The 25696-nt window shown below is 57.0% G+C and carries 19 protein-coding genes; 8 read left to right on the top strand and 11 right to left on the bottom strand.

Annotated features, from left to right (window positions below; translation table 11 throughout):
• The first annotated feature begins 23 nt into the window (after positions 1 to 23).
• Both HMJ29_RS19445 and HMJ29_RS19440 read left to right on the top strand, forming a co-directional pair.
• Entirely contained in the window at positions 24 to 728 is a 705-nt protein-coding gene (locus HMJ29_RS19445; RefSeq protein WP_171593051.1) for a dienelactone hydrolase family protein, read from the top strand.
• A gap of 139 nt (positions 729 to 867) precedes the next feature.
• Positions 868 to 1899: a tellurite resistance/C4-dicarboxylate transporter family protein gene (locus tag HMJ29_RS19440; RefSeq protein WP_171593050.1), complete on the top strand. Its 1032-nt coding sequence runs from the start codon at positions 868 to 870 to the stop codon at positions 1897 to 1899.
• 184 nt (positions 1900 to 2083) lie between these two features.
• Here the strand turns inward: HMJ29_RS19440 and HMJ29_RS19435 are convergent, their stop codons facing one another.
• Positions 2084 to 2533: an ankyrin repeat domain-containing protein gene (locus HMJ29_RS19435; protein ID WP_171593049.1), complete on the bottom strand. Its 450-nt coding sequence runs from the start codon at positions 2531 to 2533 to the stop codon at positions 2084 to 2086.
• Between the two features lie 272 nt (positions 2534 to 2805).
• On the opposite strand from HMJ29_RS19435, the gene HMJ29_RS19430 reads away from it, so the two are divergent.
• Positions 2806 to 5262: a TonB-dependent receptor gene (locus tag HMJ29_RS19430; protein WP_171593048.1), complete on the top strand. Its 2457-nt coding sequence runs from the start codon at positions 2806 to 2808 to the stop codon at positions 5260 to 5262.
• 189 nt (positions 5263 to 5451) lie between these two features.
• Positions 5452 to 6588 (top strand): PepSY-associated TM helix domain-containing protein, encoded by a 1137-nt coding sequence (locus tag HMJ29_RS19425; RefSeq protein WP_171593047.1) that lies wholly within the window; start codon positions 5452 to 5454, stop codon positions 6586 to 6588.
• 152 nt (positions 6589 to 6740) lie between these two features.
• Here the strand turns inward: HMJ29_RS19425 and HMJ29_RS19420 are convergent, their stop codons facing one another.
• The 7 genes from HMJ29_RS19420 to HMJ29_RS20380 all read right to left on the bottom strand — a co-directional run bounded on the left by HMJ29_RS19420 (position 6741) and on the right by HMJ29_RS20380 (position 15342).
• Positions 6741 to 7811, bottom strand: a complete 1071-nt coding sequence (locus HMJ29_RS19420; protein ID WP_171593046.1) for a bile acid:sodium symporter family protein — start codon at positions 7809 to 7811, stop codon at positions 6741 to 6743.
• A gap of 160 nt (positions 7812 to 7971) precedes the next feature.
• Positions 7972 to 8280, bottom strand: coding sequence for a DUF3861 domain-containing protein (locus HMJ29_RS19415; RefSeq protein ID WP_171593045.1), 309 nt, complete (start codon positions 8278 to 8280; stop codon positions 7972 to 7974).
• Between the two features lie 58 nt (positions 8281 to 8338).
• On the bottom strand, positions 8339 to 9691 hold the full coding sequence (locus HMJ29_RS19410; protein WP_171593044.1) for a PepSY-associated TM helix domain-containing protein: 1353 nt from the start codon (positions 9689 to 9691) through the stop codon (positions 8339 to 8341).
• Positions 9692 to 9810: 119 nt separating this feature from the next.
• On the bottom strand, positions 9811 to 12405 hold the full coding sequence (locus tag HMJ29_RS19405; protein WP_171593043.1) for a TonB-dependent receptor: 2595 nt from the start codon (positions 12403 to 12405) through the stop codon (positions 9811 to 9813).
• A 231-nt stretch (positions 12406 to 12636) separates the two neighbouring features.
• On the bottom strand, positions 12637 to 13680 hold the full coding sequence (locus tag HMJ29_RS19400; RefSeq protein ID WP_171593042.1) for an LLM class flavin-dependent oxidoreductase: 1044 nt from the start codon (positions 13678 to 13680) through the stop codon (positions 12637 to 12639).
• Positions 13681 to 13760: 80 nt separating this feature from the next.
• On the bottom strand, positions 13761 to 15071 hold the full coding sequence (locus HMJ29_RS19395) for an MFS transporter (RefSeq protein ID WP_216634074.1): 1311 nt from the start codon (positions 15069 to 15071) through the stop codon (positions 13761 to 13763).
• Positions 15022 to 15342, bottom strand: coding sequence for an MFS transporter (locus HMJ29_RS20380; protein WP_216634073.1), 321 nt, complete (start codon positions 15340 to 15342; stop codon positions 15022 to 15024). The genes HMJ29_RS19395 and HMJ29_RS20380 overlap by 50 nt, the downstream gene beginning before the upstream one ends.
• A gap of 117 nt (positions 15343 to 15459) precedes the next feature.
• On the opposite strand from HMJ29_RS20380, the gene HMJ29_RS19390 reads away from it, so the two are divergent.
• Entirely contained in the window at positions 15460 to 16308 is an 849-nt protein-coding gene (locus HMJ29_RS19390; protein ID WP_244679016.1) for a sulfite exporter TauE/SafE family protein, read from the top strand.
• A gap of 173 nt (positions 16309 to 16481) precedes the next feature.
• Here HMJ29_RS19390 and HMJ29_RS19385 read toward each other — a convergent pair whose 3' ends face one another.
• Positions 16482 to 16949 carry a DUF4890 domain-containing protein gene (locus tag HMJ29_RS19385; RefSeq protein WP_171593041.1) on the bottom strand — a complete coding sequence of 156 codons (468 nt, stop codon included), beginning with the start codon at positions 16947 to 16949 and terminating at the stop codon, positions 16482 to 16484.
• Positions 16950 to 17192: 243 nt separating this feature from the next.
• Between HMJ29_RS19385 and HMJ29_RS19380 the strand changes: the two genes are divergently transcribed.
• Positions 17193 to 18212, top strand: coding sequence for an SDR family NAD(P)-dependent oxidoreductase (locus tag HMJ29_RS19380; protein ID WP_171593040.1), 1020 nt, complete (start codon positions 17193 to 17195; stop codon positions 18210 to 18212).
• 65 nt (positions 18213 to 18277) lie between these two features.
• On the opposite strand, the gene HMJ29_RS19375 is transcribed toward HMJ29_RS19380, so the two are convergent.
• Both HMJ29_RS19375 and HMJ29_RS19370 read right to left on the bottom strand, forming a co-directional pair.
• On the bottom strand, positions 18278 to 20200 hold the full coding sequence (locus HMJ29_RS19375; RefSeq protein WP_171593039.1) for a T9SS type B sorting domain-containing protein: 1923 nt from the start codon (positions 20198 to 20200) through the stop codon (positions 18278 to 18280).
• A gap of 596 nt (positions 20201 to 20796) precedes the next feature.
• The gene (locus HMJ29_RS19370; protein ID WP_171593038.1) at positions 20797 to 21975 is read right to left on the bottom strand and encodes a LacI family DNA-binding transcriptional regulator; all 1179 of its coding nucleotides are present in this window, start codon (positions 21973 to 21975) and stop codon (positions 20797 to 20799) included.
• A 331-nt stretch (positions 21976 to 22306) separates the two neighbouring features.
• Here HMJ29_RS19370 and uxuA point away from each other — a divergent pair, with 331 nt between their 5' ends.
• Both uxuA and HMJ29_RS19360 read left to right on the top strand, forming a co-directional pair.
• Positions 22307 to 23554 (top strand): mannonate dehydratase, encoded by a 1248-nt coding sequence (gene uxuA, locus HMJ29_RS19365; RefSeq protein WP_171593037.1) that lies wholly within the window; start codon positions 22307 to 22309, stop codon positions 23552 to 23554.
• Between the two features lie 14 nt (positions 23555 to 23568).
• Positions 23569 to 25674 (top strand): alpha-glucuronidase family glycosyl hydrolase, encoded by a 2106-nt coding sequence (locus HMJ29_RS19360; protein WP_171593036.1) that lies wholly within the window; start codon positions 23569 to 23571, stop codon positions 25672 to 25674.
• Positions 25675 to 25696: the final 22 nt, after the last annotated feature.

The raw sequence follows: 25696 nt of genomic DNA, 5'->3' as shown, positions 1-25696 counted from the left end.
TTCACTCTTCACCACTTCACCTCATGAGCTACCCCAATGCGGTTTCCCTCACCGCCTCCGATAACACCCAGTTTAATGCGTACACGGCTTTTCCGGCGGCGGAAGGCCCGCACCCAGGCATTTTGCTGCTGCAGGAAGCTTTCGGCGTTAACGGCCACATCCGCAACGTAGCCGATCGGTTGGCCCAGGCGGGCTACGTAGTTATTGCGCCTGAGCTGTTCCACCGCACCGCTGAGCCGGGCCTGGAAATTCCGTATTCCAATTTTGCCGGTGCCTTGCCGCACTATAGCGCTATTACGCCTGAAGGCCTCACCGCCGACCTGCAAGCCTGCTTCGACTGGCTGCGGAGCCAGGAAAATGTGACGGATAAGATTGGCAGTATTGGGTTTTGCCTGGGTGGGCGCGTGTCGTTTCTGGCGAATGCCGCGTTGCCGCTGGCAGCAGGCGTGTCGTACTACGGCGGCGGTACCCACCTGCTGAAAGACCGCGCCCAGGACCTGCACGCCCCGCACCTGTTCTTCTGGGGTGGCCTAGACCAGCACATCAGCAAAGAGCACATTGCGCAGGTAACCGACGCGGTGGAGGCCGCCGGTAAACCTTACATCAACACCTTCATCTCCTACGCCGACCACGGCTTCCACTGCGACGAGCGGCCCAGCTACCATCCTCAGGCCGCCGCTGAAGCCTGGGCACTCACGCTGGCTTTCTTCCAGGAGAAACTGCGCTAGGCCAGTAGGAAGGGGTATTTACTTTACTAAGGGGAGCCCCACACCAAGTGGGGCTCCCCTTGTTGCGTATAGCTCGGCATTAACACCGGGCTTGAGGCAGTAGTATATGACTAGGCCTCTCCACTGAGCCCGGCCCTCCATGAGGAATATCATTCAGCAGTTTCAGCCCATCTACTTTGCCTTGGTCATGTCAACAGGGGTTATCTCCCTGGCAGCGGAAGCGCTGCAAATGAAGGACTTGGCTGAAGCGCTGTTGTACCTGAATGTTCTGGTCTATCCGCTGTTGCTGGTCCTGCTGTTCCTGCGCGCCATTACTGCCTTTGCCGGTTTGCGGGCCGAGCTAACCTCGCACGAAAAGGGGGCAACCTTCCTGGCCTTTGTGCCCGCCACCTGCCTGCTAGGCAGCCAGGTAGTGCAGCTGCAGCATAACTCGGGCTTGGGCAGTGCACTCTGGCTGCTGGGAGCCGGGGCCTGGGTAGTGCTACTATATGCCTTTTGGTTTGGGGTAAGCATTGGTGATGCTAAGCCTCAGCTGGGTAAAGGCCTAAACGGCAGTTGGCTGCTGATGGTAGTGGCCACTGAATCGCTGGCGGTGTTGGGCACAAAGCTAGCCTCGAGCTGGGCTGTACCAGTAGAAGTGAGCCTGTTTACCATGCTTAGCTTGTTCCTGCTGGGTGGGTTGTTGTACGTTGTGCTTATGTGCTTGCTTGTATACCGCCTCACGTTCAAGCCACTGGCCGGTGAGGAAATTGGAGCGACCTACTGGATTGGGGTAGGGGCCAGCGCTATAACGGTACTGGCTGGCACCACGTTAGTAACCTCCCTCAAGCAAAGCCAGGCCCTGCCTGATCTGCTGCCTTTTATAAAAGGGGGTAGCCTGCTGTTTTGGGCCGTGAGCACTTGGTGGATTCCGTTGGTAGCGGGGCTGCGGCTCTGGAACCACCTTACAACGCGCCCTCCCTTCCAGTATGCTCCTACGTACTGGAGCATGGTGTTTCCGCTGGGCATGTATACCGCCGCCACCCTCCGCCTCGCCGAAGCCTTGCCGCTGCCCGCGTTACGCGTCGTCCCGGCCTATAGTATATATGTGGCGCTGCTGGCCTGGCTGCTTACGTTTGGCGCCATGCTATACCACCTAATTACTGCGGCAGCTAAGCCAGCAGCGCTATAAAGTGAGCATAGGCCACTATAGTACTACCGGAGGAGCGGCCTGCTTAGGGGCTAACGTTGCAGCAGGTAATGGGTAGAGTGATGCCGGTTTTAGAACTACCGCCGGTCGGATTGTTGCAAGGAGCCTAACGAACAAAGGGCGGATATATTTGTCCGCCCTTCGTATAGTAGCCTATGAGAGGCTATTATTTGGCCTTGGTCTGAATCAGCTTTACTACGTCGGCGTTGCCGCCTTCTTTAGCATTGGCTAATACGTCCTTGCCATCTTTGTCTTTGGCCTTGGGGTTGGCCCCGTTGGCGAGCAGGAACTCGACTACATCTAGGCTGCCGTTGGCAGCGGCGGCCATGAGAGCGGTGGCGGCAAAGCTGTCGGTTTTATCTACTTGGGCTTTGTGTTTTACTAGGGCCTTTACTACATCAAGCTGCCCGTGACCAGCGGCAATGATCAAGAAAGTAGTTGGAAAGCCAGGTACCATTTCTACGGGTGCGTTTGCATCGGCGCCACCGGCTAGCAGGGCCTCCACATCGGGAACTTTATTTTTTACTACTGCAGCATATACTTTCTGCGTTGGGGTTTGTGCAAAAGCAACTGCCGATGTTAAAAACAAGGCAAAAATTAGAAGAAGTTGTTTCATTCGGAGAATGCAATTTAAGGGGATTAAACAACCCAAATATACTATATCAATACTCGAATAGCGCAATTTATTTAGACTAATATAGTTTTTAATTAAACATGGATAAGTGCTATCAATTAATGAAGATTTTAAGAAAGTACCTCACAGGTATTCTCCTGTTTATTAACAGTAAATTCGCTGTATTATTTAGAATTATTATAAACAAATTTCCTTGGGGAAGTTTCAGTCTGTTTATTTGCATTGTTTTAGAAAGATTCTAAATAACAATGCGCATGAAACCTCTGCAACACCTCGGCCTGATTTCTACTCTTACCACCTGCTCCCTTACAGCGCTGGCTCAGCAAACGGCTACCATCCAGGGCACCATAACCACCGCCGACGGGCGCCCCGCTGAATCAGTAACTATTGGTTTGAAGGGTAAGGGGCAAGGAGCTATTACAAACAGCCAGGGGCAGTATGTAATTGAGCGAGTGCGCGACGGGCAGTACAAGGTGGTGGTTACGGCAGTAGGCCTCAAAACCGAAGAGAAAGCCGTATCGATAAGTGGCGGTCAATCCGTAACCCTAGACTTTACCCTGGCAGAAAACGCGGAGCAGCTCAAGGAGGTAATTGTGAATGGTGCCCGCGTGAACCGCTTCGCCCGCAAGCAGTCGGAGTACGTGGGTAAGATGCCGCTCAGCAACCTCGAAAATCCGCAGGTGTATGCTACCGTGGGCAAAGAGCTACTCACAGAGCAGCTGGTATTTTCCGTAGATGATGCCACGCGCAACGTACCTGGCCTACAAAAAATGTGGGATGCCACCGGCCGCGGCGGTGATGGTGGCGCCTTTTATGCTAGCCGGGGCTTTGTGGTTTCGAGCCAGCTGCGCAATGGCGTGGCTGGCAACGTAACCAGTGATATTGATGCCGTAAACCTCGAAAAGCTGGAGGTGATTAAAGGTCCTTCGGGCACGTTATTTGGCAGTTCCCTGACCTCATACGGCGGCTTACTTAACCGCGTAACCAAAAAACCGCTTGATACCTTCGGCGGAGAAGTTGGCGTGGCAGCTGGCAGCTACGGTTTCCACCGGGTGAGTGCCGACGTAAACCTGGTAGACACCAACACCCCTGCTGAGCAAGCCAAAGCCCTGGCGTTCCGCCTGAACACGGCGTATACCTACGAAGACAACTTCCAGAATGTAGGTTATACGGGTTTCAACAAAACCCTGGCCGTGGCCCCCAGCCTGCAGTTTCGCCCCACAGATCGGCTAACTGTAAACCTCGACGCCGAGATATACAAAGGCACGGGAGTAGGCAAGCAGCTACTCTTCTTTTACTTCCCCTCATCTCAGCTGGGCGCCTCGCGTGCCGATAAGTTGCCGCTCAACTACCGGCAGTCGTACCAGGGAGAGGGGCTGACACAGGACTCGCGCAGCACCAACCTGTTTGGGCAGGTGCAGTACCGCATTTCGCCCAAGTTCACCTCTACCACGTATCTCACCTCTAGCCATAGCTTCTCAAACGGCTTTGGGCCGTATTTTTACCTGGTACCAGGAGCCGATAACAGCACCAACTCCCTAACGCTGGCCCGCGCCGACCAATCGACCCAAGATAGCCGCCGCCAGATTTTTGAGGTGCAGCAGCTGTTCAACGGCGACTTCCAGCTTGGTAGCCTGCGCAACCGTGTGGTGTTAGGCCTAGACTTCCTGCGCCTCGATTCAGACGTGGATTTCCTGGGTGGCAGCTTTGATGCAGTACCCCTGACCGCCTCAGAAGCCGTGCTCCGCTCGTTTAACGGCTCAGCCGTAGCCGCTGCATACGCCACCACGTCGCCCGCCCATTACCTGGTTACCACCAAAACAAATACTTACAGCGCCTTCGCCTCCGATGTGCTCAATCTGACTGATAAGCTGAGCGTATTGGCCGCCCTGCGCGTCGACCACTTCGATAATAAGGGCGGCATTGCCTACACGCCCGTAGAAGCGTACTCGCAAACGGCGCTGTCGCCGAAATTTGGAGTAGTGTTTCAGCCCGTGAAAGACCGCGTAGCTCTGTTTGCAAACTACCAGAACAGCTTTAACAACTTGGGTAGCTACGTAGACACCAGAGGGGTGAGCCGTATTGCCAAGCTAGAGCAGGCCAACCAAGCCGAGGCGGGCGTAAAGCTTGATGCGGCCAATGGGCGGGTAAGTGCCACCGTAAGCTACTACGATATTCGGGTGCAAAACCGGCTGCGGGCCACGCCAGTGCTAGAGAGCACGCCCGGCGCTAATGATGGCATTCCGAACGCCAACACGCAAAACGGCGCTCAGTGGAGCCGCGGTGCTGAACTGAACGTAACGGCTAACCCCGTGGAGGGCCTGAACGTGGTTGCGGGCTTTGCTTACAACTACTCCAAGTTTGTGAATGCCACTGAAGATGTGAATGGCTTGCGCCCCAATACTGCTTCCTCACCTTACCTGGCCAATGCCTGGGTTAGCTACCGCCAGCCAATAGGTACGCTACAAGGGTTGGGCGCGGGCTTCGGGGGCAACTACGCCAGCGACAACCGCATTCAGAATACCACTACCAACGTGTTTACCCTGCCTAGCTACACGGTGCTTAACGCCAGCTTGTTCTACGACCAGCCCAAGTACCGGCTATCAGCTAAAGTAGATAACCTAACCGATAAGCATTATTGGATTGGCTACACCACCATGAGCCCCCAGAAGTTGCGCAGCATTGTGGGCAGCATTGCCTACAAGTTCTAATAGCGGCATAGTTTCAGTAGTTCACGCGTTGGTGATAGGCCTAGGCCACTCCCGGCGTGTGAACTGCTGCTTGGCTTGGTCATGTAATAAATACTGCCGGTTTAGTGCAGATAGCCTAGGCCACTTGGCAGCAGGAGGGAACTGCCGGCTGGTGCCAGAGCTTTAACCATTGTAGACTAACTTTTAGGTATGCGTGTCAAGCAAGCTGTTGGCAAAGTGCACCTCTGGCTCGGGCTAGCCTCGGGGCTGGTGGTGTTCATTGTGAGCATTACCGGCGCCATCTTTACGTTTCAGGATGACATTCGGGACCTCATTGAGCCCTGGCGCAAAGTAGAGGTGCAGGCAACGGCGCCGCTATTGCCCTCGCGCCTGCAAGCCGCCGCCTTGGCTTCGGCCCCCGGAGTAAACGCCCACGACACCTGGGTGACATATTTTGGGCCTGAGCGCTCAGCCACAGTTTTCTATACTGATAAAGCCGGTAATCCTATTCAGGTTTACCTGAACCCCTATACCGGCGAGGTGCTACACCGGCTGAACCTCCGGACCCACTTCTTTACCATTGTTCAGGAAATTCACATGCACTTGCTGCTGCCCGAGGCAATAGCAAAATGGGTGGTGGGCATCAGCATCTCAATTTTTGTGGTGATGCTGCTCACCGGCGTGGTGCTGTGGTGGCCTAAGCGCAAGCAGGAACGCAAGCAACGGTTCACGATTAAATGGGGTGCCCGCTGGCGACGCGTCAACTATGATCTGCATAATGTGCTGGGCTTTTATGCCGCCAGCATAGGGCTGGTGCTGGCACTTTCCGGCCTGTTCATGATTTTCCCAGCAATGCTGGAATCCATCAGATTTGTGGTGGATGGGGGCCAGGCAGCTCCCCCAGAACTCATGACCACCAAGCTTGATACTCTGCAAACCGTACCAGTGGCCGCCCAGCCGTTACCGGACATAGTATATAACACGGTGCGCCGCCTGTCGCCCGCAAACGAGATGATTCTGCTTGGTCCCACCGGTGCGGGCAAGGCTCCGGCCTATTGCTGGACCTATCAGAAAGCGCTCCATTACTACCACCGCGACGAGTACGCCTTTCATCCGGTTTCGGGGCAAATGCTGGAGTCTCGTTTTCATGCCACCAAAAGCAACGGTACCAAGTTCTCCGACATGAACTACGACCTTCACACCGGGCAGATTCTCGGCTTCGGTGGCAAAGTAGTAGCATTCCTGGCCAGCCTGATTTCCGCTAGCCTACCCGTTACGGGCACCGTCATTTGGTGGGGGCGCCGTAATAAGACCAAGAAGCCCAAAAAGAAAGTACAGGTAGCCTAACCAGTTACTAGCATGCCTAACACAACAAGGCCCCGCTACATAGCGGGGCCTTGTTGTGTTAGGCTACCTGGCTCGGCACTTTACGCGTGTAATGGTTGGGCCAAAGACGTAATTAACTGGCCTAGATTACTCTATAGATAAGAGGGGTGAGGCTACGCCTCAAGCTGTGCGGCAACTTCTGCGGCCTCTGCCTGCCGGCCCATGTGCTGGGCCATCATGCTGGCGAGAATAATTTGGAGGGCATGATAGAGCATGAGGGGCAGCAGCAGCAAACCCGTGGCCGCCATACCCGGAAACAGCAGGCTGGCCATCACGCTACCGTGCACCAACGACTTCTTAGAGCCGCAAAACAGCGCTACTGTACGGTCGGCGTGGGAAAAGCCCAGCAGCCGGCTCAGTGCCCACACCAGTCCAAATATTAAGAAGTACAGCACCACCATACCCAGGGCAAGTAGCGCAATATCATGGGGCTCATAGCTACGGAAGATGCCCTCCGCGAAGGACTCACAAAAGGCAGTAAACACAATCAGCAGAATCACTACTTGGTCGGAGATGCGTAAGGAGCCTTTGTGCTGCTCTGCAAAGCCTCCGAAGCGCCCGTTTAACAGCACCCCCACTACTACCGGTAGTACCACTTGCCACAGCAAATCAATGGCCAGGTGCCAAAGGTTGCCTCCTTCTGCGGAGGTATTCAGGAAGAGGCTCGCCCAGAGTGGCGTAAGCACAATGCCCAGCAGACTGGAAATACTGGCGTTAAAGATGGCCGCCGGAAGATTGCCGCGGGCAATACTTACCATTACCACCGAGGTAGAAACGGTGCTGGGTAGGGTACACAAGAAGAACACGCTAGGCCACATGCCGGCCGCTTGCCCCACAAACAAGGGCCGTAACGCCAGCGCCAGCACCGGAAACACCACAAACGTGGTAAGCTGCACCACTACGTGCAGGCGCCAATTGCGGAGACCCGCCGTGAGTTTAGCCAGGCTTAGGCGCAGGCCATAGAAGAAGAAGATGAGCGCTACGCCCGCCGTCGTAAGTACCTTCCAGGGTATGGGGCTGGCCTTGCTGCCCACCTCCGGAATCAGGTAGGCCAGCAGCACTACTCCAGCTAGGCCAAGCAGAAACCAATCGAGTAGTCCTGCCCGGCGGAGTAGGTTCAGGAAACGGTTGCCCGAAGGCGCCGGTGGTAGAGGAGCTACTGACGACTGAGTAGGCTGGGGCATAAGAAAGCGTTATTCGTCGAGTTAGAGATACTACTCGGTAGCGGTGCTACGGAACAAATCTAGCTGATACTGTTCTTTCAGGACCCGGTACGCCAGATTTAGGGCACAAAAAAGCGCCCCTCTGGTGAAGGGCGCTTTCTGGCACTACTCACCGGAGTATTTACTCCGGCTTGGGCTGCGCGTGCGATTTAAGTTTCTGCACAAACTCACCAAAGGCCTGGCTGAGCTCCGTGAACAACGGATGCTCGCGGTTGCTCAGTAATACGTTGCCCAGCAGCTTCACGCCCAATGCCATTTCTGCAGCCTGGCTGGAGGTGAGAAAATTAGCGTTCTGCACCCGTTGCACGATGGCAAACAAATCATCATGGTTGGTGAAATCCAGCACCAGAGGCTCGTGCAAGGGCTGCTCTGGGCTGCTGGCTGCCTGGTGCTCTAGGGTAAGACGATATTCGTGCTGACGTTTGCTCATGGCCAAACGGTGTTAGTAGGTAAGTACCTCTGCAGTGGCCTAGGCCACTATATAGGAGTTACATGGCCGCAACAGTATTCTGCTGCTTGCGCTGCTTTTTGTTGGCTTTGCGCAGGCGGTTGAGCCACAATATGGTGCCCGTGATAGGGAAAGTGAAGCCCAGTAAGCACACTACCAGTGCAATAATTTTGGAAGGCCAGCCAAACACCGCCCCTGTGTGCACCGGCTTGAACATGCCGCGCACGCGTTGGCCCAGGCTACGCTGCTCATACGTTTGCTGGCTTAGCACCTTGCCCGAGTATTGATCCAGGAATAGTTCATCGGTAGCATTCTCGTAGCTGGCACCCCGGCGCAGAGTAGCCACCCTAATGCTGCCCGCCAGATCTTTGGGCAGTTGCAGCGCATAGGATTCAGCCTCGGGTACCTGTTGCTTCACCAGTTGCAAAGCCGCATCGGGGGAGAGGGGAGCCGCACTGGCAACGGGCAAGCCCTGTACGGCCTGCACAGGCGCCGCAGCTACCGTAGCAGCGGCTGGCACCGTTGATGCGGGTGGCTCGGGGCGCTGCATGGGCGAGTTGGTAACGGCATAAATGCCCTTGTTAAACCACTCAAACGACCAGGCCAGGCCAGTAAAAGCAAATACAAACAGAAACAGCGCCGAGTAGAAGCCCAGTACAATGTGCAGGTCGTGGTTTACGCGCTTCCAGCCCCCGCTCCACTTCACCTTGAGACGCTGCTGCAATGCCTTACGGGTAGCAGGCCACCAGAGCACAAGGCCCGTAGCAATAATGAACAGGAACATCACGGTACTGATGCCTACAATGAGCTTACCGATGGGGCCGCCTACCATGCCGCGGTGCAGGGCCATCATGGTAAAGAATATTGTTTCGCGGTAGTTCAGCTCACCGGTTACGGCGCCCGTGTACGGGTTCACAAAAACTTTAGGGCCACCGGGGCCGCCTTCGCCCCCTTTACCTCCCTTGCCACCTTTTTCGCCCTTGCCTTCAGCGCCACCTTCGCGGCGGCCAGCTTCTGCACGTGGCACTCCATTGCCTGCAGCGGGAGTTTCACGGGCTTCGGGGCCCTGGCTGGCCCGGCCGCCTTCTTTCTTATCGCCTTTTTCACCGCCGGGGGCGCCTGCCAGGCTAAACTCTACTGTGCGGCTAGGGTCAGCGTATACCTTCACGCCCGTGATTTTGGCGCCCGGCTTGTAGGCGGCTACGGCGCCCGTTAGCTGCTGCAAGGGTAAGCGCGGCGAGTTAGCGGACGTTACATGGTAGCGCTCGGGGTGCCAGGCCTGCTCCAGCTCCTTTTCAAAGACCAGCACACCGCCCGTGAGGCACACCACGGCGATGATCAGCCCCGAAACCAGGCTCAGGTAGAGGTGAATGTTGCGAAAGAAGATTTTCATGATGGTAGAAAAGGCAAATAGCAAAAGACAAGTTCACCACAAACCCGGGAAGCGCCAGTTGCAGCTGGTACTTCCCGGGTTTCTTCACTCATAGAGGTAGGCGCTGCGCGCAGACACGCTTACAGCTTGTAGCCCAGCGTAGCCGAGAAGGTGCGCGGAGCAATGGGGTTCACGCTGTTGTCGTCGTGGAGGTTATAGCTAAGCTCGTTGAGGATGTTAGACATTTTTACCCGCACCGAGAACCGCTCGTAGCTGTAGCCCAGAGAAGCATCAAACAAGGTGTAGTTTGGAATGCTGATGAGCTTAAAGGTGTCCGTGAAAGGCTGGCCGGGGCCTTTAGTGGGGTCATACAAGCGGGTGTTGCGGCCCGCTAGCTTGTCGCCCACGTAGTAGCTGGTAACTCCGGCCGTGAGGCCACGCAGGAAAGCGTTTTCGCCGAAAGCAGTGCCAAAGTTATAGAACAGGCTCAGGTTAGCCGTGTGGGCAGGGTTATAGCGCAGGCGGCTGCCGTTCTCGTAAATGTTGCTCTTGGTGTAAGCAGTATGATTGTAGCTGTAGCCGGCAATCAGAGAGAAGCCCATCATGGGCTTGGTCTGGATGTCTACCTCTACGCCTTTGCTGGTTACTTCTCCCGCCAGCTCCTTCACGTTTGTGTTCAGGTTGGTAACAGTCTGGCCGTTTGAGCCTACTACCGGCTGCCCATCGGCTCCCAGCACCGGGCCCAAATAGGTTTGTGCCAGGTTGCTGTTCACAATGCGGTAAGCCGTTACGTTAGCCGACAGGGCCCCGTTGAACAGGTCGTTCTTAATGCCGGCCTCGAACTGGTCGAAGGTAGATGGCGCCAGGGATTTGCCGCTCGCATCCTGACCAGTGTTGGGCTGGAAGGAGTTGGAGTAAGAGGCAAACAAAGAGGTAGTTTTAACCGGCTGGTACACTAGGCCCAAACGCGGCGAGAAGGCGTTATCGAAGCGGCGGTTTTCTGCGTAGGTGCCGGCCGTTTTGTTGTTAATGTTCGTGACGCTACTGTAATAGTAAACGTTGCTGGGGGTTTCCTGGTACGTCCAGCGCAGGCCGGCCAGTACTTTCACTTTCTCACTTACGCTGAGCAGGTCCTGCGCGTAAAAGCCTGCCCGGCGGGTGTTGCCTATGGTGAGGGTGTTGCGCACCAGATCATTGAATCCTGAAAGCCGCTCAGTGGGCTGGGCAATGGTTTTGGTGGGGTCCAGTAGGTTAATGATGTCGTAGGTTGAAACCGCCGTGTTGGCCTTGGTAGTAGAAGCGGGGTTAGTGTAGGCCAGGGTGTTGGTTTCGTACTGATCAGCGTCGGCGCCTACTAGTAGGGTGTGGCTTAGGAAGCCCGTGCGGAAGTTGCCTGTCAGGTCAAGCTGGGCCAGGTAATAGTTCTCAGCCGTCTGGGTGCGCTGCAGGCCGCGGGTGAGGTTGGCATAGTTGGGGCCCGCCGTGCCAACTACCGCGGTGGGGCGGGTTGCGCTGCGCAACTCATTATCATAGCGCTGAAAGCCTGCCACACCACGTACCTGCCAGGTATTATTTAGCTGGCTGGTGATGGTAGCCGTAGTGCTGGTTTGGGTGGTGGCGTTGCTGGCACCTGCCACGTTCAAGAAGCGGCTGCGCGACTCCTGAATTTCGTAGTTAATAGCCCCGATACCAAAGTCGGGCGTGCGGTTGTCGCGCAGGTAGTCGCCCTCCAGCACCAGAGTAGTTTTGGGCGTGAGCTTGAAGAGCAGTGAAGGATTCACGTAAAAGCGGTCCGACTTCACCTCGTCGCGGTAGCTGTTGCCCTGCTCGTAGGTGCCGTTGATGCGGTAGGCCACCTTATCGCTCTGGCCTACGGCGCCGTACACATCCACCATAGGTTTCCAGAAGCCGTAGCTGCCTACGCGCAAGCCCAGGGAGCCGCCCTGCTCAAAGCGGGGCTTTTTGGTTACGAGGTTCAGCACCCCGCCCGCCGCTACGTTGCCGTATAAGATGGCGGCGCTGCCTTTCAGCACTTCCAGGCTTTCCAGAGAGCTGGCTTCGGGCATGATGCCGTTGTTGAAGCGCACCCCATTTTTGAAGGTGTTATTGCTGCCGTAAGCAAAGCCCCGGCTGCCCAGTTCTTCCTGCGTGCCGCCGGTGGTGCTGGTTACGTAAATGCCGCTTACGTTCACAATGGCGTCGCTGAGGCGCAGCACCTGCTGCTGCTCCAATGTTTCTTGCTTAATGGTTACCACACTCTGGGGTAAATCAAGCGGGGCAATAGCCATTTTGCTAACGCCCGTGGGCCGCTCATTCAGGCTCTTGTTGCCGGTAACCGTTACCTCTTTTAACTGTTGGGCGCTTTGCGCCAGCGCAAAAGGAGCTAGCGTCAGGGTTTCGCCGGCCGTTACCGTTACGGCAAACTCCTGCGAGGCATAGCCCATGCTGCTGATAACCAACTGGTAGTTACCGGCCGGAACGGAAAGCCGGAAGCTGCCATCAGTACTGGTGGTAGCACCGTAGGTTGTGCCTTTCAACGCAACTGTTACACCCTCTACTGCCTCACCTGCTGCATTCGTTACCCGGCCAATCACCCGACCCCGCTGTGCTATATCATCTCCATCACCGTGCGCCAAATGTAAGGTAGAGGAGCCATCGGGGGTGGTTGCTGGAGCCGCAGCAACACCAGCAAGTGGCACGGAAAGAAGGAGCAGAAGGGGGAAAGGTCGGGGCATCTGAACAGCGTTGCTTGTTTAGAATGATTTAAAACATTGCAAAGCACGTATCTATTTAGATAGATTCAAAATAGAAGTTTAGAAAAAATCTAGATAAAGAATTTTCCTCTTGAATATCAGTGCTATAAGTGCTCGTAAGCTGATCGGTATAAACCAACTAGCTCCGCCACCCAACTAAATGAAGGGCAACGGAGCTGGTTATATAGTCTTGGGCTTTTTAAACTGCCTGTTTCAGGGAGTTAAAGCAGGAGTGCTGGCGGCCTCTAGCTCAAACACTTCGGCCAGCAGCTCATAGGAGCGCAGCCGGTCAGCGTAATCGTAGGCGATAGTAACGGCCACCACCTCATCTACCTGATAGTGGGTAGCGAGTTGCAGCAACTCTTCCTTTACCCACTCCGGAGTGCCACTCACAATGCGGCGGTGATGGTGGGCCAGGCGATGACGCTGCTCTGGTGCCAGGACATACTCTTGCACAGTTGAGTAGGGGCCTACTGGGGTCCGGTCGCCGAGCTCCAGCTTAAGCATCTGCAGGGCCAGGGTATCAGCAAGCTCCTGGGCTTTGGCTTCTGTGTCGGCGCACAGCACAAATACCGCCACGTTGGCGAGGGGCTGCGCCAGCTCCGGTGAGGGTTGGAACCGCTCCCGGTACAGCTGCACCATTTTAGGGCCACCTACCGGGTTGATAAAGTGGGCGAAGGAAAAAGCCGCCCCAATGTGCGCAGCAAATAAGCCACTTTGCCCGCTTGAACTCAGCAGCCACAGCTCAGGAACGGTAGAGATGAACGGGGCAGCCTTTACCCGTTCATGGATGGTGTCGGGCACTTCCTCATCGCGCAAATATGCCCGCAGGCTCATCAGCTGCTCCCCAAAGTCTTCGTCGCTAAAGGTATTGTGAGGGTTTAAGGCGTGGGCCGTAATCCGGTCGGTGCCGGGCGCCCTGCCAATGCCTAAGTCTACGCGGCCAGGGTAAAGGGCCTCCAACAGCCGGAAGTTCTCCGCCACTTTTAGCGCCGAGTAATGCGGTAGCATCACGCCTCCCGAGCCAATACGAATACGGTTGGTTTCGGCTCCCAGCCGGGCCAGCAGCACTTCCGGCGCCGAGCCAGCCAGGGAGTTTGCATTGTGGTGTTCCGAAACCCAAAACCGGGAGTAGCCCAGGCGGTCGGTCAGGCGGGCTAGCTCCAGGGTATGCTGTAAGGCCTCACGCGGGGTGTGCCCCAGTGGCACCGGCGACTGATCGAGTACGCTTAAGCGGATAGGTGAATGGTTTTCCATAGCGAAGGAGGGGAGAGTAAGCAGAGATAACCGCCACCAAGCTCAGGAAGTTTGAGGGCTCTCTGCCGGGTAAAGGCTGGCTACTCCGTGCCCGGAGGCGCGGCATCGGGCGCGTTGGTCTTGCGCAAAGGCAGCTCCGGCACAAACAGCGTCATAATCAGCCCGCCCAGCACCAAGAAGATGTTGAACATATATACCCGCGAGATGGCGCTGCTAAATGCCGTACGCATGGCCGGGGAGCCTGGCGTGCCGGCCGCAGCAGGTAAGGCCGGACCTTCGGCCACCACAGTTTTCTGGGCTGTAGAAGCAGCGGGGGTAGCGCTGGCCGGCAGGCTGTGGGCGAGCGTAAAAGTGAGAATAGCTCCCAGAATAGAGGCCGTAATAGCCCCTCCAATTTGCCGGAAAAACTGACTGGCCGAGGTGGCCTGGCCCATCAGGTGGGGTTCAATGGCATTTTGGATGGCCAGTGTATACAGAGGCATAGTGGGGCCCAGCCCAACGCCGCACAGCAGCAGGTAGCCCAGTACGTGCCAATACCCTACGGTGGTGGGCATAGTTGCCAGCAGAGAAAGCCCACCCAGCAGCACTATCAGGCCACCCAGCATCCAGCGCTTGTAGTGCCCAAACCGCGACACCATTTGCCCCGCCAGCAACGAGCCCAGTACCACGCCCATCGACAGCGGAATCAGGCTCACCCCAGCTTTGGTGGCAGTCACTCCCAGCACGTTCACCATATAAAGCGGCTCAAAAATAATGATGCCCAGAAAAGCCCCGCCCAGCAGAAACAACGCCCCATTAGCCGTTCTAAAAACGTGGTTCCGGAACAAGTTTAAGTCCAGAATGGGGTTGTCGTGGCGTATGCTGCGCACCACAAACAGCACTAGAGAGGCCACGGCAACCCCTAACAGGGTAAGGGTGAAGGGCGAGGTCCAGGGGTAGTCGGTTTTGTTGAGCTGCAGAGCTACTACGAGGGGGCCAAGGCCCGTCATCAGCAGGAATGCCGAAAAGTAATCAAGCGGCTTGGCTTCGGTACTCGGCTTCAGGGCAGGCATTTGCGTCAGGATAAACCAGAGAGCCACTAGGCCTAGCGGCAGGTTTACATAGAACACCAGCCGCCAGCCGGCCACGCCCGGAATCCAGTTGCTGCCCTGGTCGGTGAGGAAGCCGCCCAGCAGCGGGCCCAGCACCGAGGAGGTACCAAACACCGCGCCCGTAAACCCTTGGTAGCGCCCCCGTTCAGCGGGCGGAAACAGATCGGCGATGATAATAAAGGCCATGGCAAACAGCCCGGCACCCCCAAACCCCTGAATGGCCCGGAACACTACCAGCTGAGTCATGCCATCACCTAATAGAGGCAGGTCGCCAAACTCTCCCGCCAGGCCACAGAGCATGGAGCCCATCAGAAAAAATGCTCACGGCCACTACTTCAATCTTCCGGCGCGAATACGTATCGGCCAGCTTTCCATAAATAGGTACCAGCGTGGTGCTGGCCACCAGGTAAGCCGTTGCTACCCAGGTAAAGCGGTCGAGGCCATGCAAGTCGGCCACAATACGGGGCAGCGCTGTAGAAACAATGGTTTGGTCAAGGGAGCCCAAAAACATGGCCAGCAGAATGCCCGCAAATGTGAGCATCTTCTGGCGGTGAGTGAGATTTTCAGTCATTTCGGCGTGGGTGTGCCAGTCAGTACGGCGCCAAGCCACCGGAAGATGCTTTTTAGCCGACCTCCAGGCCTAGTAGCATACCCACAGCAGAACCATATTCAGCAAGCCCCCAGCTTCATGGATGCTGGCTCCACAGCCAATCCGATGGATTTTTGCTGGGTTGAGGTACTGCTTACCGCGTCCTCGCACTACCTTCGTCGCGTGATTACCCTGACGCTCGCTCTCCTCTGTTTGTTTGCCTTTCTGGCTGGTTTTATTGACTCCATTGTGGGGGGCGGTGGCCTGATTCAGCTGCCGGCCATGCTTATTTTGCTGAAGGGCGTGCCCGTGCCCACCGTGTTAGGTACGGGCAAGGTTTCCTCGCTGGCGGGCACGGCAGCGGCCTTCCGCCACTATGCCGGGCGGGTGCCCATCCGGTGGCGGGCCGTAGGCGTGGCAGCCGGAGTAGCTGGTGTTTTTTCTTTTCTGGGGGCGCGCGTGGTAAGTCTTTTGCCCAAAGAAATGTTGCCCCCGCTGGTGCTAGGCCTCTTGGTGTGCATTGCCATCTATACCTTCTGGCGCAAAGACTTCGGCTCCATTCATGCCCCGCGGCTTTCCGAGCAGCGGGAGCCATTGTATGGCGCGCTGGTGGGAGTAATCATCGGCTTCTATGATGGGTTTTTTGGGCCTGGCACCGGTAGCTTTCTCTTGTTTGCCTTCGTAGGCCTGTTTGGCTATGACTTCATCTCTTCCTCGGCAGCAGCCAAGCTGGTAAACATTGCTACCAATCTCGCGGCCCTGGCTTACTTCGCATACACTGGCCAGATTCTGTGGCACGTAGCTATTCCTATGGCCATCAGCAATATACTAGGCTCTACCCTGGGGGCTTACCTGGCAGTCCGCCACGGCACCGGGTTTGTGCGCGTTCTGTTTCTGGTGGTAGTCAGCGCATTTATTCTCAAGCTCAGCTGGCAGCTAGTTGGCTAAACGCGCGTAGGCCAGTAATGAAACGTAGGCCACTATGACTGCTGCCAGGCATGAGGTCAAACCACACATAACGCCCCACCAATGCATGTGGTGGGGCGTTATGTGTGGTTTGAAATGTGTGGGAAGCTGCGCCAGGGGAGCGGTATAGCCTATCGGCTCTCCGGTTTTAGCGCTTACTCCTGCCCACCGGGTAGGCCAGGTACGGCGTTGCCCTGGGCGGCCTGACCACTCTGCACGCCCATTTTCTCTTCGCGCTTGCGCTGATACTTGTCAAACTGCGCGGGCGTCAGCACATCCTTGAGCATAGCCAGCCGCGACTGCCCGATGTCGTCAATTACCGAAGACATCTTCCGCACGTTTTGGCGGTAGTTTAGGCGGGCAGTTTCCACGCCGCGCACACTGATGAGGTTGATATTGCGAACCTTCTCCAGCTGCTCAGGGTTGAGGGCCAGGGCTTTCTGCATGTTGGCAGTAAGAGCTTCAGCGCGGGCCGTTACTTGCTCAGGGTTAGGTGCAGCGGGGGCAGCGGTAGGGCGCGCCGGCAGAGTGGGGCTTGCCTTGGCCGGGGCCTTGCCCGTTTGGGCCAGCAGCGTAACAGGAGCGGCAAGAAAGAGAAGAGTAGCTAAAAAAGAGCTTTTCATACGAGAAAATCAAGACTAAGTCGGGTGGGGCAGCGCGGCCGGCCCTTGCTGAGCGCAACGTATGCGCCTGTAAAGATGATGCCAGAAACGTAAAAGCCAGGGCAGAACGTGCCCGGACAGGGAGATTATTCTATGGCTAGGCCAGGGGCAGGCAGGTGGGGTGTAACCTTTCGGGCGTACATCCCTTACATAGTGAACACCCGTTCATATTTCTGACTCACTTCTGATTACCCCCGCCACCCCATGAAATCTCAAACCCGGAACACGCTGCTTGCCACTGCTGCCGGCGCTCTACTAGCCGCAACGCTATACTCTAACCGCCGCGGCAACTATAGCCTCGCTGGCCGTGTGGTACTCATTACGGGCGGCTCGCGGGGGCTAGGGCTTATTCTGGCGCGGCAAGCCGTAGCCGAGGGGGCCAGAGTTGCCATCTGTGCCCGCGATGCCGAAGAATTGGAGCGTGCCCGTCTGGAGCTAACCCAAGATGGTGGCCAGGTGCTGGCACTGGTGCGCAACCTCACCGACGCCAACGATGTGCATACGCTAGTGCGGGAGGTGCGGGAGCAGCTGGGCTCTATTGATGTGCTGGTTAATAATGCTGGTATTATCACGGCCGGCCCGCTTGATCATATTGAGCTGCGCGACTACGAAGATTCTATGGATACCCACTTTTGGGCCCCGCTCCACGCTATGCAAGCCGTGCTGCCCGACATGCGCCGGCGCGGAGAGGGCCGAATCGTGAACATTGCCTCGGTGGGAGGGAAAGTAGCCGTGCCGCACCTAGCCCCATATTGCGCCAGCAAGTTTGCACTGGTAGGCCTGTCTGAAGCGTACCGGGCTGAGCTTAAGCAGTACGGCGTGTTAGTTACTACCGTGTGCCCCGGCCTGATGCGCACCGGCAGCGCCCGCAACGCCATTGTGAAGGGACAACACAAGAAAGAGTACGCCTCCTTTATTATCGCCGACTCACTGCCGGGCCTGTCTATGAATGCCGATTCGGCGGGGCGGCAAATCTGGAATGCCTGCCGCAGAGGTGAGGCAGAAGTTATCCTTAGCCTGCCCGCTAAACTGCTGTCGGGCTTTCATGGGCTGTTTCCCGGCACCACCGCCGACGTGCTAAGCTGGGTTAACCGGACCCTGCCCGGCCCCACCAACCGCACCGGCGACCAGCGGCGCTTCGGGCACGAAAGCGAGTCGGAAGTATCACGGTCTTGGCTAACTGCCCTTACCCGCAAAGCCGAGAAGCAAAACAACGAGAGATAAGTGGTAGGTGGTTAGTTGCTGGTTGGTACATGTAGCAACCGGCAACTAACCACCCATTAATTTTTCTATGGCAATACCTGCAGCCAGCCTTTGTAACGCCGGCCGTTGGTGAAGCTGATAAGGTAGAAATACATACCTGGGGTGCCGGCGCCGTTCCAGCGGAAGGTGCGCTCAGGGGAATGAAACACCTCGGTGCCCCAGCGCGAGTAAACACGGATACCCGCAAAGCGCCCGTCGCAGTAGTCGGGTGGCAGAGTAGGAAGCTCGAAGGCGTCGTTTTTGCCGTCGCCATTGGGGGTGATAATGTTAGGTGGCAGAAAGCTCACTGTATCAACGGGCGGCAGCACCACAAACTGCACCGTCCGGAGTTGGGGCACTGGGGTGCACTTGGTAGTTTCCTGCAGCTGAAATTGTACCCTAAGGTTTTCTTGTAGCTTCGCGGCCTCACACGAGGCTTGCCAGGTGAACGTGCCATCGGCCCGGCCAACTCCGTTCTGCGCCGTGAACTGCATGCCGGCGGCGGCTAAATCAAACCCCTGGCCTACGGCCGTAAGCACTAAGGGGTCCCGGTCGGCATCGGTGCCGGTGAGGTTGGCCGTGTAAATGGCCCCCACGGGCAAGCGCACTATTATTGGCGCCGCTGCTGGCGCTTCAGTCGGGAATGTGGTAGTGAGAACGGGCGGCGCATTGGGCGGCGGTATGGCCGTGAAGGCTACCCGCACGGTATCAAGCTTGGGCAGGCTGCAGCCATTGTCGGCCACTATCACATCCAGCAGGTATACCTGGCCCTTGGTGTCTTGGCACTCCGGGAAGCAGAGCGTGGCCGTGAGCGTGTCAGGCACACCGGCTGCACGCACCATGCCACTTGACACCGTGGTGAACGAAGGCACGATGCCACTGAAGTTAACGGGCCGGGTAGTGAGCGTTAAGCGAGAGCTGGGGTCTACATCAGTGAAGCGGATGCTGAGGCAGCGGTTACCGCCTGGCATAAGGTGCAGAGTGTCGCGGCCAGGAACATAGGCCGGTTGCTTACCGGTGCCGTTATACACCAGCACGCTGGGAGCCGTATTTTGGGGGCAGTTCAACACATACAGCTGAAAATCGCGGCGGGTCTCTCCAATCTTGACCTTCTGGCGGTACTCGCTGCAGCGCACACCAAACACAAACAGGCCTAGCTGCGAAGGGCGCACCGTGAGCCGCCCCGTGCGGGAGTCAATGCCGAGCGTGGGGGTGCCCGGAATTTGATTGGTAGTGCTACGGCCCGTGGCCCAGGTAATACCAGGATAGGGTGCTGGCTGAGCCTGATTGGGCAGGGGCGCTACCGTGTTGGAATAGCCATTAAGTGGCGTTACCATGTCGTACACCAGTGAGTCGCCATCCGCGTCTTGCCCCCCAAAGTCGTAGTAAAACATTTCGCCCCGGCAGGCATAGTCACCTAGTGGCGGGAAAATGCGCGGGGTAGAGTCAATAAACTGGCGGCCATTTCGTACTACTGCCGGAAACTCCAGGTAAAACGTTTGGGCAGCGTTCTGTGGGGCCACAATGTTGCTGATACCATTATTGCGGCAGCAGCGCTCCACCGCGGCGTAGTAGCCCGCCGCGCTGACGTAGAGCGCCTGCTCAAGGGTGATGTCGCTGGTGTATACCAACTTGCGCGTGCTGAGCGTGGGCGTAGTACAGGCCGGGTTGGTATACTGCACAAAGGTATTGCTGGTAAGCGGCAGCACCACGTTTTGCATGCGGCGATTATTGGCCTTGTCGAAAATGCTGGCCGTCATCTGCTGGTCAAGTGCGCCTGGGTTGCCGTTAATGGCATCGAAGTACAGGTTCAGGGTAAGCCGATACGTGCTGCCGCTGCGGTACTGCAGCTCCATTTCGCCGCCTACAATGTGCGTGGCGAAAGCGGCAGGTATGCTAAGCAGCAGTGCAAGTACAAGCAGCAGGTGTCGGCCGGCGCGCACAAAAAGAAGTGGTACAGGTAAACTCATGTGTAGTGATGCAAGCAGGGGTGGATTTCAGTGCTAGGCCAGTGCAGGCCATAGCCCAAGGGGTAAGCGCACCAGGTGGGATGAAGTAAAACCAAGAGTAAACGGGCAGTTTTGCGCTGCTAAGAGTCAGGACAGAGTAGAGGAATAAGCGAAGCGCCGCGCAAGGGCTATGAATTTGCCCCCAACCAACGCAAACTCAATACTGCGCAGAACGAGAGGTGTTTACAAGATAACGGGAAAGTCGAAAATGGTCCAATGCTTCCTCCAAACTATTCTATCGGAGGCATCACCGGTAAACGCACTAGACCAGTTCCGCGGTTCTATCGACGTTTGCCACCCTCACCTAGCTGAAATGCGCCTTCAGGAGTAGCACGGGTTGCAGCACCGTTATTACACGGGCAGATCTTCCAATAAGCTCGCAACAAAAAGCCCACAGTAGAAAGTGAGTTATCACTCTCCACAGTGGGCTGAGTTGTGCTCGCGCATGATGCACGCTTACAGCTGGGGCAGGTAGTAGTTGCGCTTTATTGAGCGCTTGGAGTGCTGGTCTCAGTATTTCGTGCTGGGTACATGCCTGTGCCTATTGCTGTTGCTTGCTATATCTCAAGCTTGAAGAAACTGCCTTTGCCTAGTAGCGAAGATTGCCGAATGACCAAGTCGCCGGTAATAACGAACGTGCGGGGTTGGAAGCTTTCCTTCTGGCGTACCTGCTCTAAAAAGAGGCGGGCGGCTTGCTGGCCAATACGGTAGGGGTGGAGGTTTACAGTGGTCAGCCCCGGCTCAATCATAGACGCCATAAATTCATCTCCGAAACCCACTACTGCCATGTCATCGGGCACGCGAATACCGCGCTGTTTGAGCGCTACCAGCAAATCAAACGCGTTGGTGTAGTTTATAGCGAAAATGGCATCGGGCGGCTCTGGCAGGGACAGCCAGTTATCGAGGGCTGCCACCGCCGCTTCGGGCCTAAAGTTGATATGAGTTTCGTACTCTGGGCGCAGGGGCATGTGGTGCCGTTTCAGGGCGTTCTGATAGCCCGCCAATCGATTGCGGCTGATCAATAACGATTCCGGTCCGGCCAGAATAGCAATGCGGCGGGCCCCCTGTTCAATGAGGTGCTCCGTCACGCTGAAAGCGCCATTCCAGTCGTCCAAAATCACTTTGGCGCTATCAACCTCGTTGCTCACCCGGTCGAAGTGAATAACAGGAATACCCCGGCAGGCTTCCGGCTTCACGTGGTCGAAGTTTTCTGTTTCTCGGGAGTGGCAAATCAGCAGGCCATCCACGCGGCTGGCAATAAGCGCCTGCACGTTGCTGACTTCCATATCATAGCTTTCCTTCGACTGGCAGATCATAACGCGGTAACCGGCCTCGCCTACCACCTGCTGAATCCCACTGACTGCCGTAGCGAAGAAGGGCCGCTCAATGTCGGGAATAACTACCCCAATGGTGTTGGTTTCGCTGCTTTTCAGGCTCTGCGCCAGTAGGTTGGGCTGGTAATCTAACTGCCGGGCTACCTCCAGAATAGCTTGCCGGGTGTTGGCATTAATATCGGAGTGGCCATTGAGCGCCCGTGATACGGTAGAAGGTGCCACGCCCAGCACTTTAGCTACGTCGCTGATGGTTGTTTGCCGGGGTTTCGTCTCCGACACCTGCGGGGTTTTGTCATCCGTGAAATGGTAGCTACACGCTTTGCACAGGTAACGCTGCCGTCCTCGGATAAAGCCCGCCCGCATAACAGCATCGGCCGAATAGCACTTTGTGCATTTCATCATAGCGAAATAGAATTATTCCAGAGGAAAAAGAAGAGAGTAGCGAAACTGCCACATCGGCTTCGTTTTATTATTTGAAGGTAATCTACAAAAAAAATAATTCACCAGGTTGGATAGAAATTACCTATCGGAACCGTTTTCGGTAACGTTTTCGGTATTTTTATTTAGAATTCAGCCAGTTGGGCCTGTTTTTAAATGAGGTATCGTTGTATTTGTTGCTCTATATTCGAAAGCGAGTTCTCACTCACTCCTCCGTAACGGGCTAACGCTGCATAAGGAGATTAGGGGAAGATGAACGAGCTAATGATTGTATTTTTCTTACAAAGATAGCGGCATGCTGCACACCATGCGTTGGTTCGGGCCAAACGACCCGGTTTCACTGTTTGCGCTTCGCCAGGCCGGCTGTTCCGGTGTGGTAACGGCCCTGCATCAGATACCCGTTGGCCAGGTTTGGCCCGTGGCCGAGATTCAGGCGCGCCAGCAGCTAATTGAAGCCGACAACGCGCAGTTCTCGCCGCTGCACTGGGTGGTAGTAGAAAGCCTGCCCGTGCACGAGGCCATTAAAAAAGGACTGCCCGCGCGCACGCAGTATATAGAAGCCTACAAGGAGTCAATCCGCAACCTGGCAGCCTGTGGCATTAGCACCGTGTGCTACAACTTTATGCCGGTGCTGGACTGGTCACGCACCAACCTGAACTATGTAATGCCGGATGGCTCACGGGCCCTGCGCTTTGTATGGCAGGACTTCGCGCTGTTTGACCTCTGCATTCTGAAGCGCCCCGGTGCCGAAATCGATTACGAGCCGGCTGTGGCTGCTGCTGCCCGTGAGCAGTTTGCGGCTATGTCGGCGGCGGAGGTAGCCCAGCTTACCAACACGGTGCTGCTAGGCCTGCCTGGCTCCGAAGAAGCCTTTGAGCTGGCTGGGTTCCAGAACCTACTGAATGAGTACGCCAGCATTGATGCCGCTGCCCTCCGCGAAAACCTGTACTACTTCCTGCGGGAGGTGGCCCCGGTGGCCGAGGAAGTAGGCGTGACTCTCTGCATTCACCCCGATGACCCACCATTTCCGCTGCTAGGCCTGCCCCGCGTGGTAAGTACTGAGGCCGACCTGCTTGGTTTGGTACAGGCCTACGACTCGCCGGCCAATGGCATCACTTTCTGTACTGGTTCTCTGGGTGTGCGCCCTGATAACGATCTGCCCGGTATCGTGCGCCGCCTGGGGCACCGCATTCACTTCGTCCACTTGCGTGCCACCAAGCGTGAGGAAAACCCCCGCAACTTCCACGAAGCTGACCACCTCACCGGCGACGTGGACATGTACGCCGTGGTACGAGAGCTGGTGCGCGAGGAGCTGCGCCGCGCCCAAACGGGCGAAGGCAACGCTCGCCTGCCCATGCGCCCCGATCACGGCCACCAGATGCTCGACGACCTCGAAAAACGCACCTATCCCGGCTACTCGGCCATCGGGCGCCTCCGGGGCCTGGCCGAGCTGCGGGGCCTGGAACTGGGCATCCGCCGTAGCCTCGAAGAGCAGCAGCAACCAGCTTTACCTACCGCTTCCGCTCACACTTTCGCGCAATAGTCTTTCCGCTTCCTATGTCCTTCCGCTCTCTGTTGCTCCTTTTCGTACTCTGCACCTTTGCTCAGCGTGGCCTAGCCGACGATGGGTACCGACTGTGGTTGAAGTATGATCTGGTACGCGACGCCAGCCAGCGGAAAGAGTACCAGAAGCAGGCAAAGTTTATTACCATACCCAACAGTGCCTCGCCTATCCTGCAAACGGCCGGCCGCGAGCTGCAGCAGGGCTTGCTGGGGTTGCTAGGCCAGCAGGTGCCAGTGTTAAGCGAGAGCAAAGGCAAAGGCGGCATTGTGCTGGCCGTAGCCGCTAACCCGGAGCTAGGGGAGGAGGGCTACCGCGTGAGCACCCAAAGCGGTAACCTGGTAGTAACGGGCGCTACAGACAAGGGCGCGCTCTACGGCGCGTTTGCCCTGCTGCGCCACTGGCAAACCGGCCAGCCAGTGGCCAACGTTAACCTGACCAGCAAGCCCCGCATTGAGTACCGCTTGCTTAATCACTGGGACAACCCCAACGGCACCGTGGAGCGCGGCTACGCGGGTTCCTCCATCTGGAAGTGGCAGGAGCTGCCTGAGGTTATCGACCCGCGCTACCGCGACTACGCTCGCGCCAATGCCTCTATTGGCATCAATGGGGTAGTGTTTAATAACGTGAATGCCAGCGCCCGCTTCCTGACGGCGGAGTACCTGCAGAAGGTAGCGGCCCTGGCCAATGTAATGCGACCTTATGGGATTAGGGTGTACATGTCGGTGCTGTGGGCGGCACCCAAGGTGATTGGAGGGCTGCAAACCTCTGATCCCTTGGACCCCCAGGTGCGCCGCTGGTGGACCGCTAAAACCGACGAGATATACAAGGCCATTCCTGACTTCGGCGGCTTCCTGGTAAAGGCTAACTCTGAGGGCGAGCCCGGCCCCCAGGACTACGGCCGCAACCACGCCGACGGTGCCAACATGCTCGCCGAGGCTCTAGGCCAGCACGATGGGATTGTGATGTGGCGCGCTTTCGTGTACAAAGCCAACTCCAACGGCGACCGGTTTAAAGAGGCCTACCAGGAGTTTCAGCCTCTTGACGGCAAGTTTGCCCCCAAAGTGCTGGTGCAGGTGAAGAACGGCCCCATCGACTTCCAGGCCCGTGAGCCGTTTCACCCGCTGTTCGGGGCCATGCCCAAAACGCCGCTGGTGCTGGAAGTGCAGCTGACGCAGGAGTACTTAGGCTTTGCCACTCACCTCGTATACCTGGCGCCCCTCATCAAGGAATGCCTGGAGTCAGACACCTACGCCAAAGGACCCGGCTCTACGGTAGCCAAGGTGGTTGATGGCACAGTTGACCAGCACACTATCAGCGGTATTGCGGGCGTGGCCAACATCGGCTCCGACCGCAACTGGACCGGCCACCCCGTAGGCCAGGCCAACTGGTACTCCTACGGCCGCCTGGCCTGGGACCACACGCTCACCTCGCAGGCCCTGGCCGAGGAGTGGACCAAGATGACCCTGACCCAGGAGCCCAAGGCCGTGAGCACCATCACGGACCTGCTCACAAAGTCGCGCGACATTTACGTGCGGTACACCACGCCGCTGGGCCTGCACCACATCATGGGCCAGAGCATCCACTATGGCCCCGAGCCCTGGCTGGAAAAGAGCGCCCGCCCCGACTGGACCTCCATTTACTATCATAAAGCTGATGCGGTAGGCCTAGGCTTCAACCGTACCGCTACCGGCAGCAACGCGCTGGCCCTGTATGCGCCGCAAGTACAGAAGCAGTGGGGCAACCCTGCCACCTGCCCGCCCGATTACCTGCTGTGGTTCCACCACGTGCCCTGGACCCAAACCTTAAATACGGGCAAAACACTTTGGAATGAGCTGACCACCCGCTACTACTCCGGCGCCGACTCGGTGCAGTGGATGCAGCAGCAGTGGGCTCAGGTGCAGCCCGCCATTGATGCCGAGCTGCACGCCGATGTAGCGGCCCGCCTGCGCATCCAGCAGCGCGAAGCCCTATGGTGGCGTGATGCCTGCGTGCTTTATTTCCAGACTTACTCCAAGCAGCCGCTACCGCCCACGCTCACGCCCCCCACGCGTGACCTCGCTGAAATCAAACAGCTGGTCGACATCTACCAGCTCCGCTAATCCGGCCACCCGTGGCTTCAAT

It is taken from the genome of Hymenobacter taeanensis (assembly GCF_013137895.1).
GTDB classification, from domain to species: Bacteria; Bacteroidota; Bacteroidia; order Cytophagales; family Hymenobacteraceae; genus Hymenobacter; species Hymenobacter taeanensis.
This window is presented reverse-complemented; position numbering and strand designations above follow the sequence as displayed.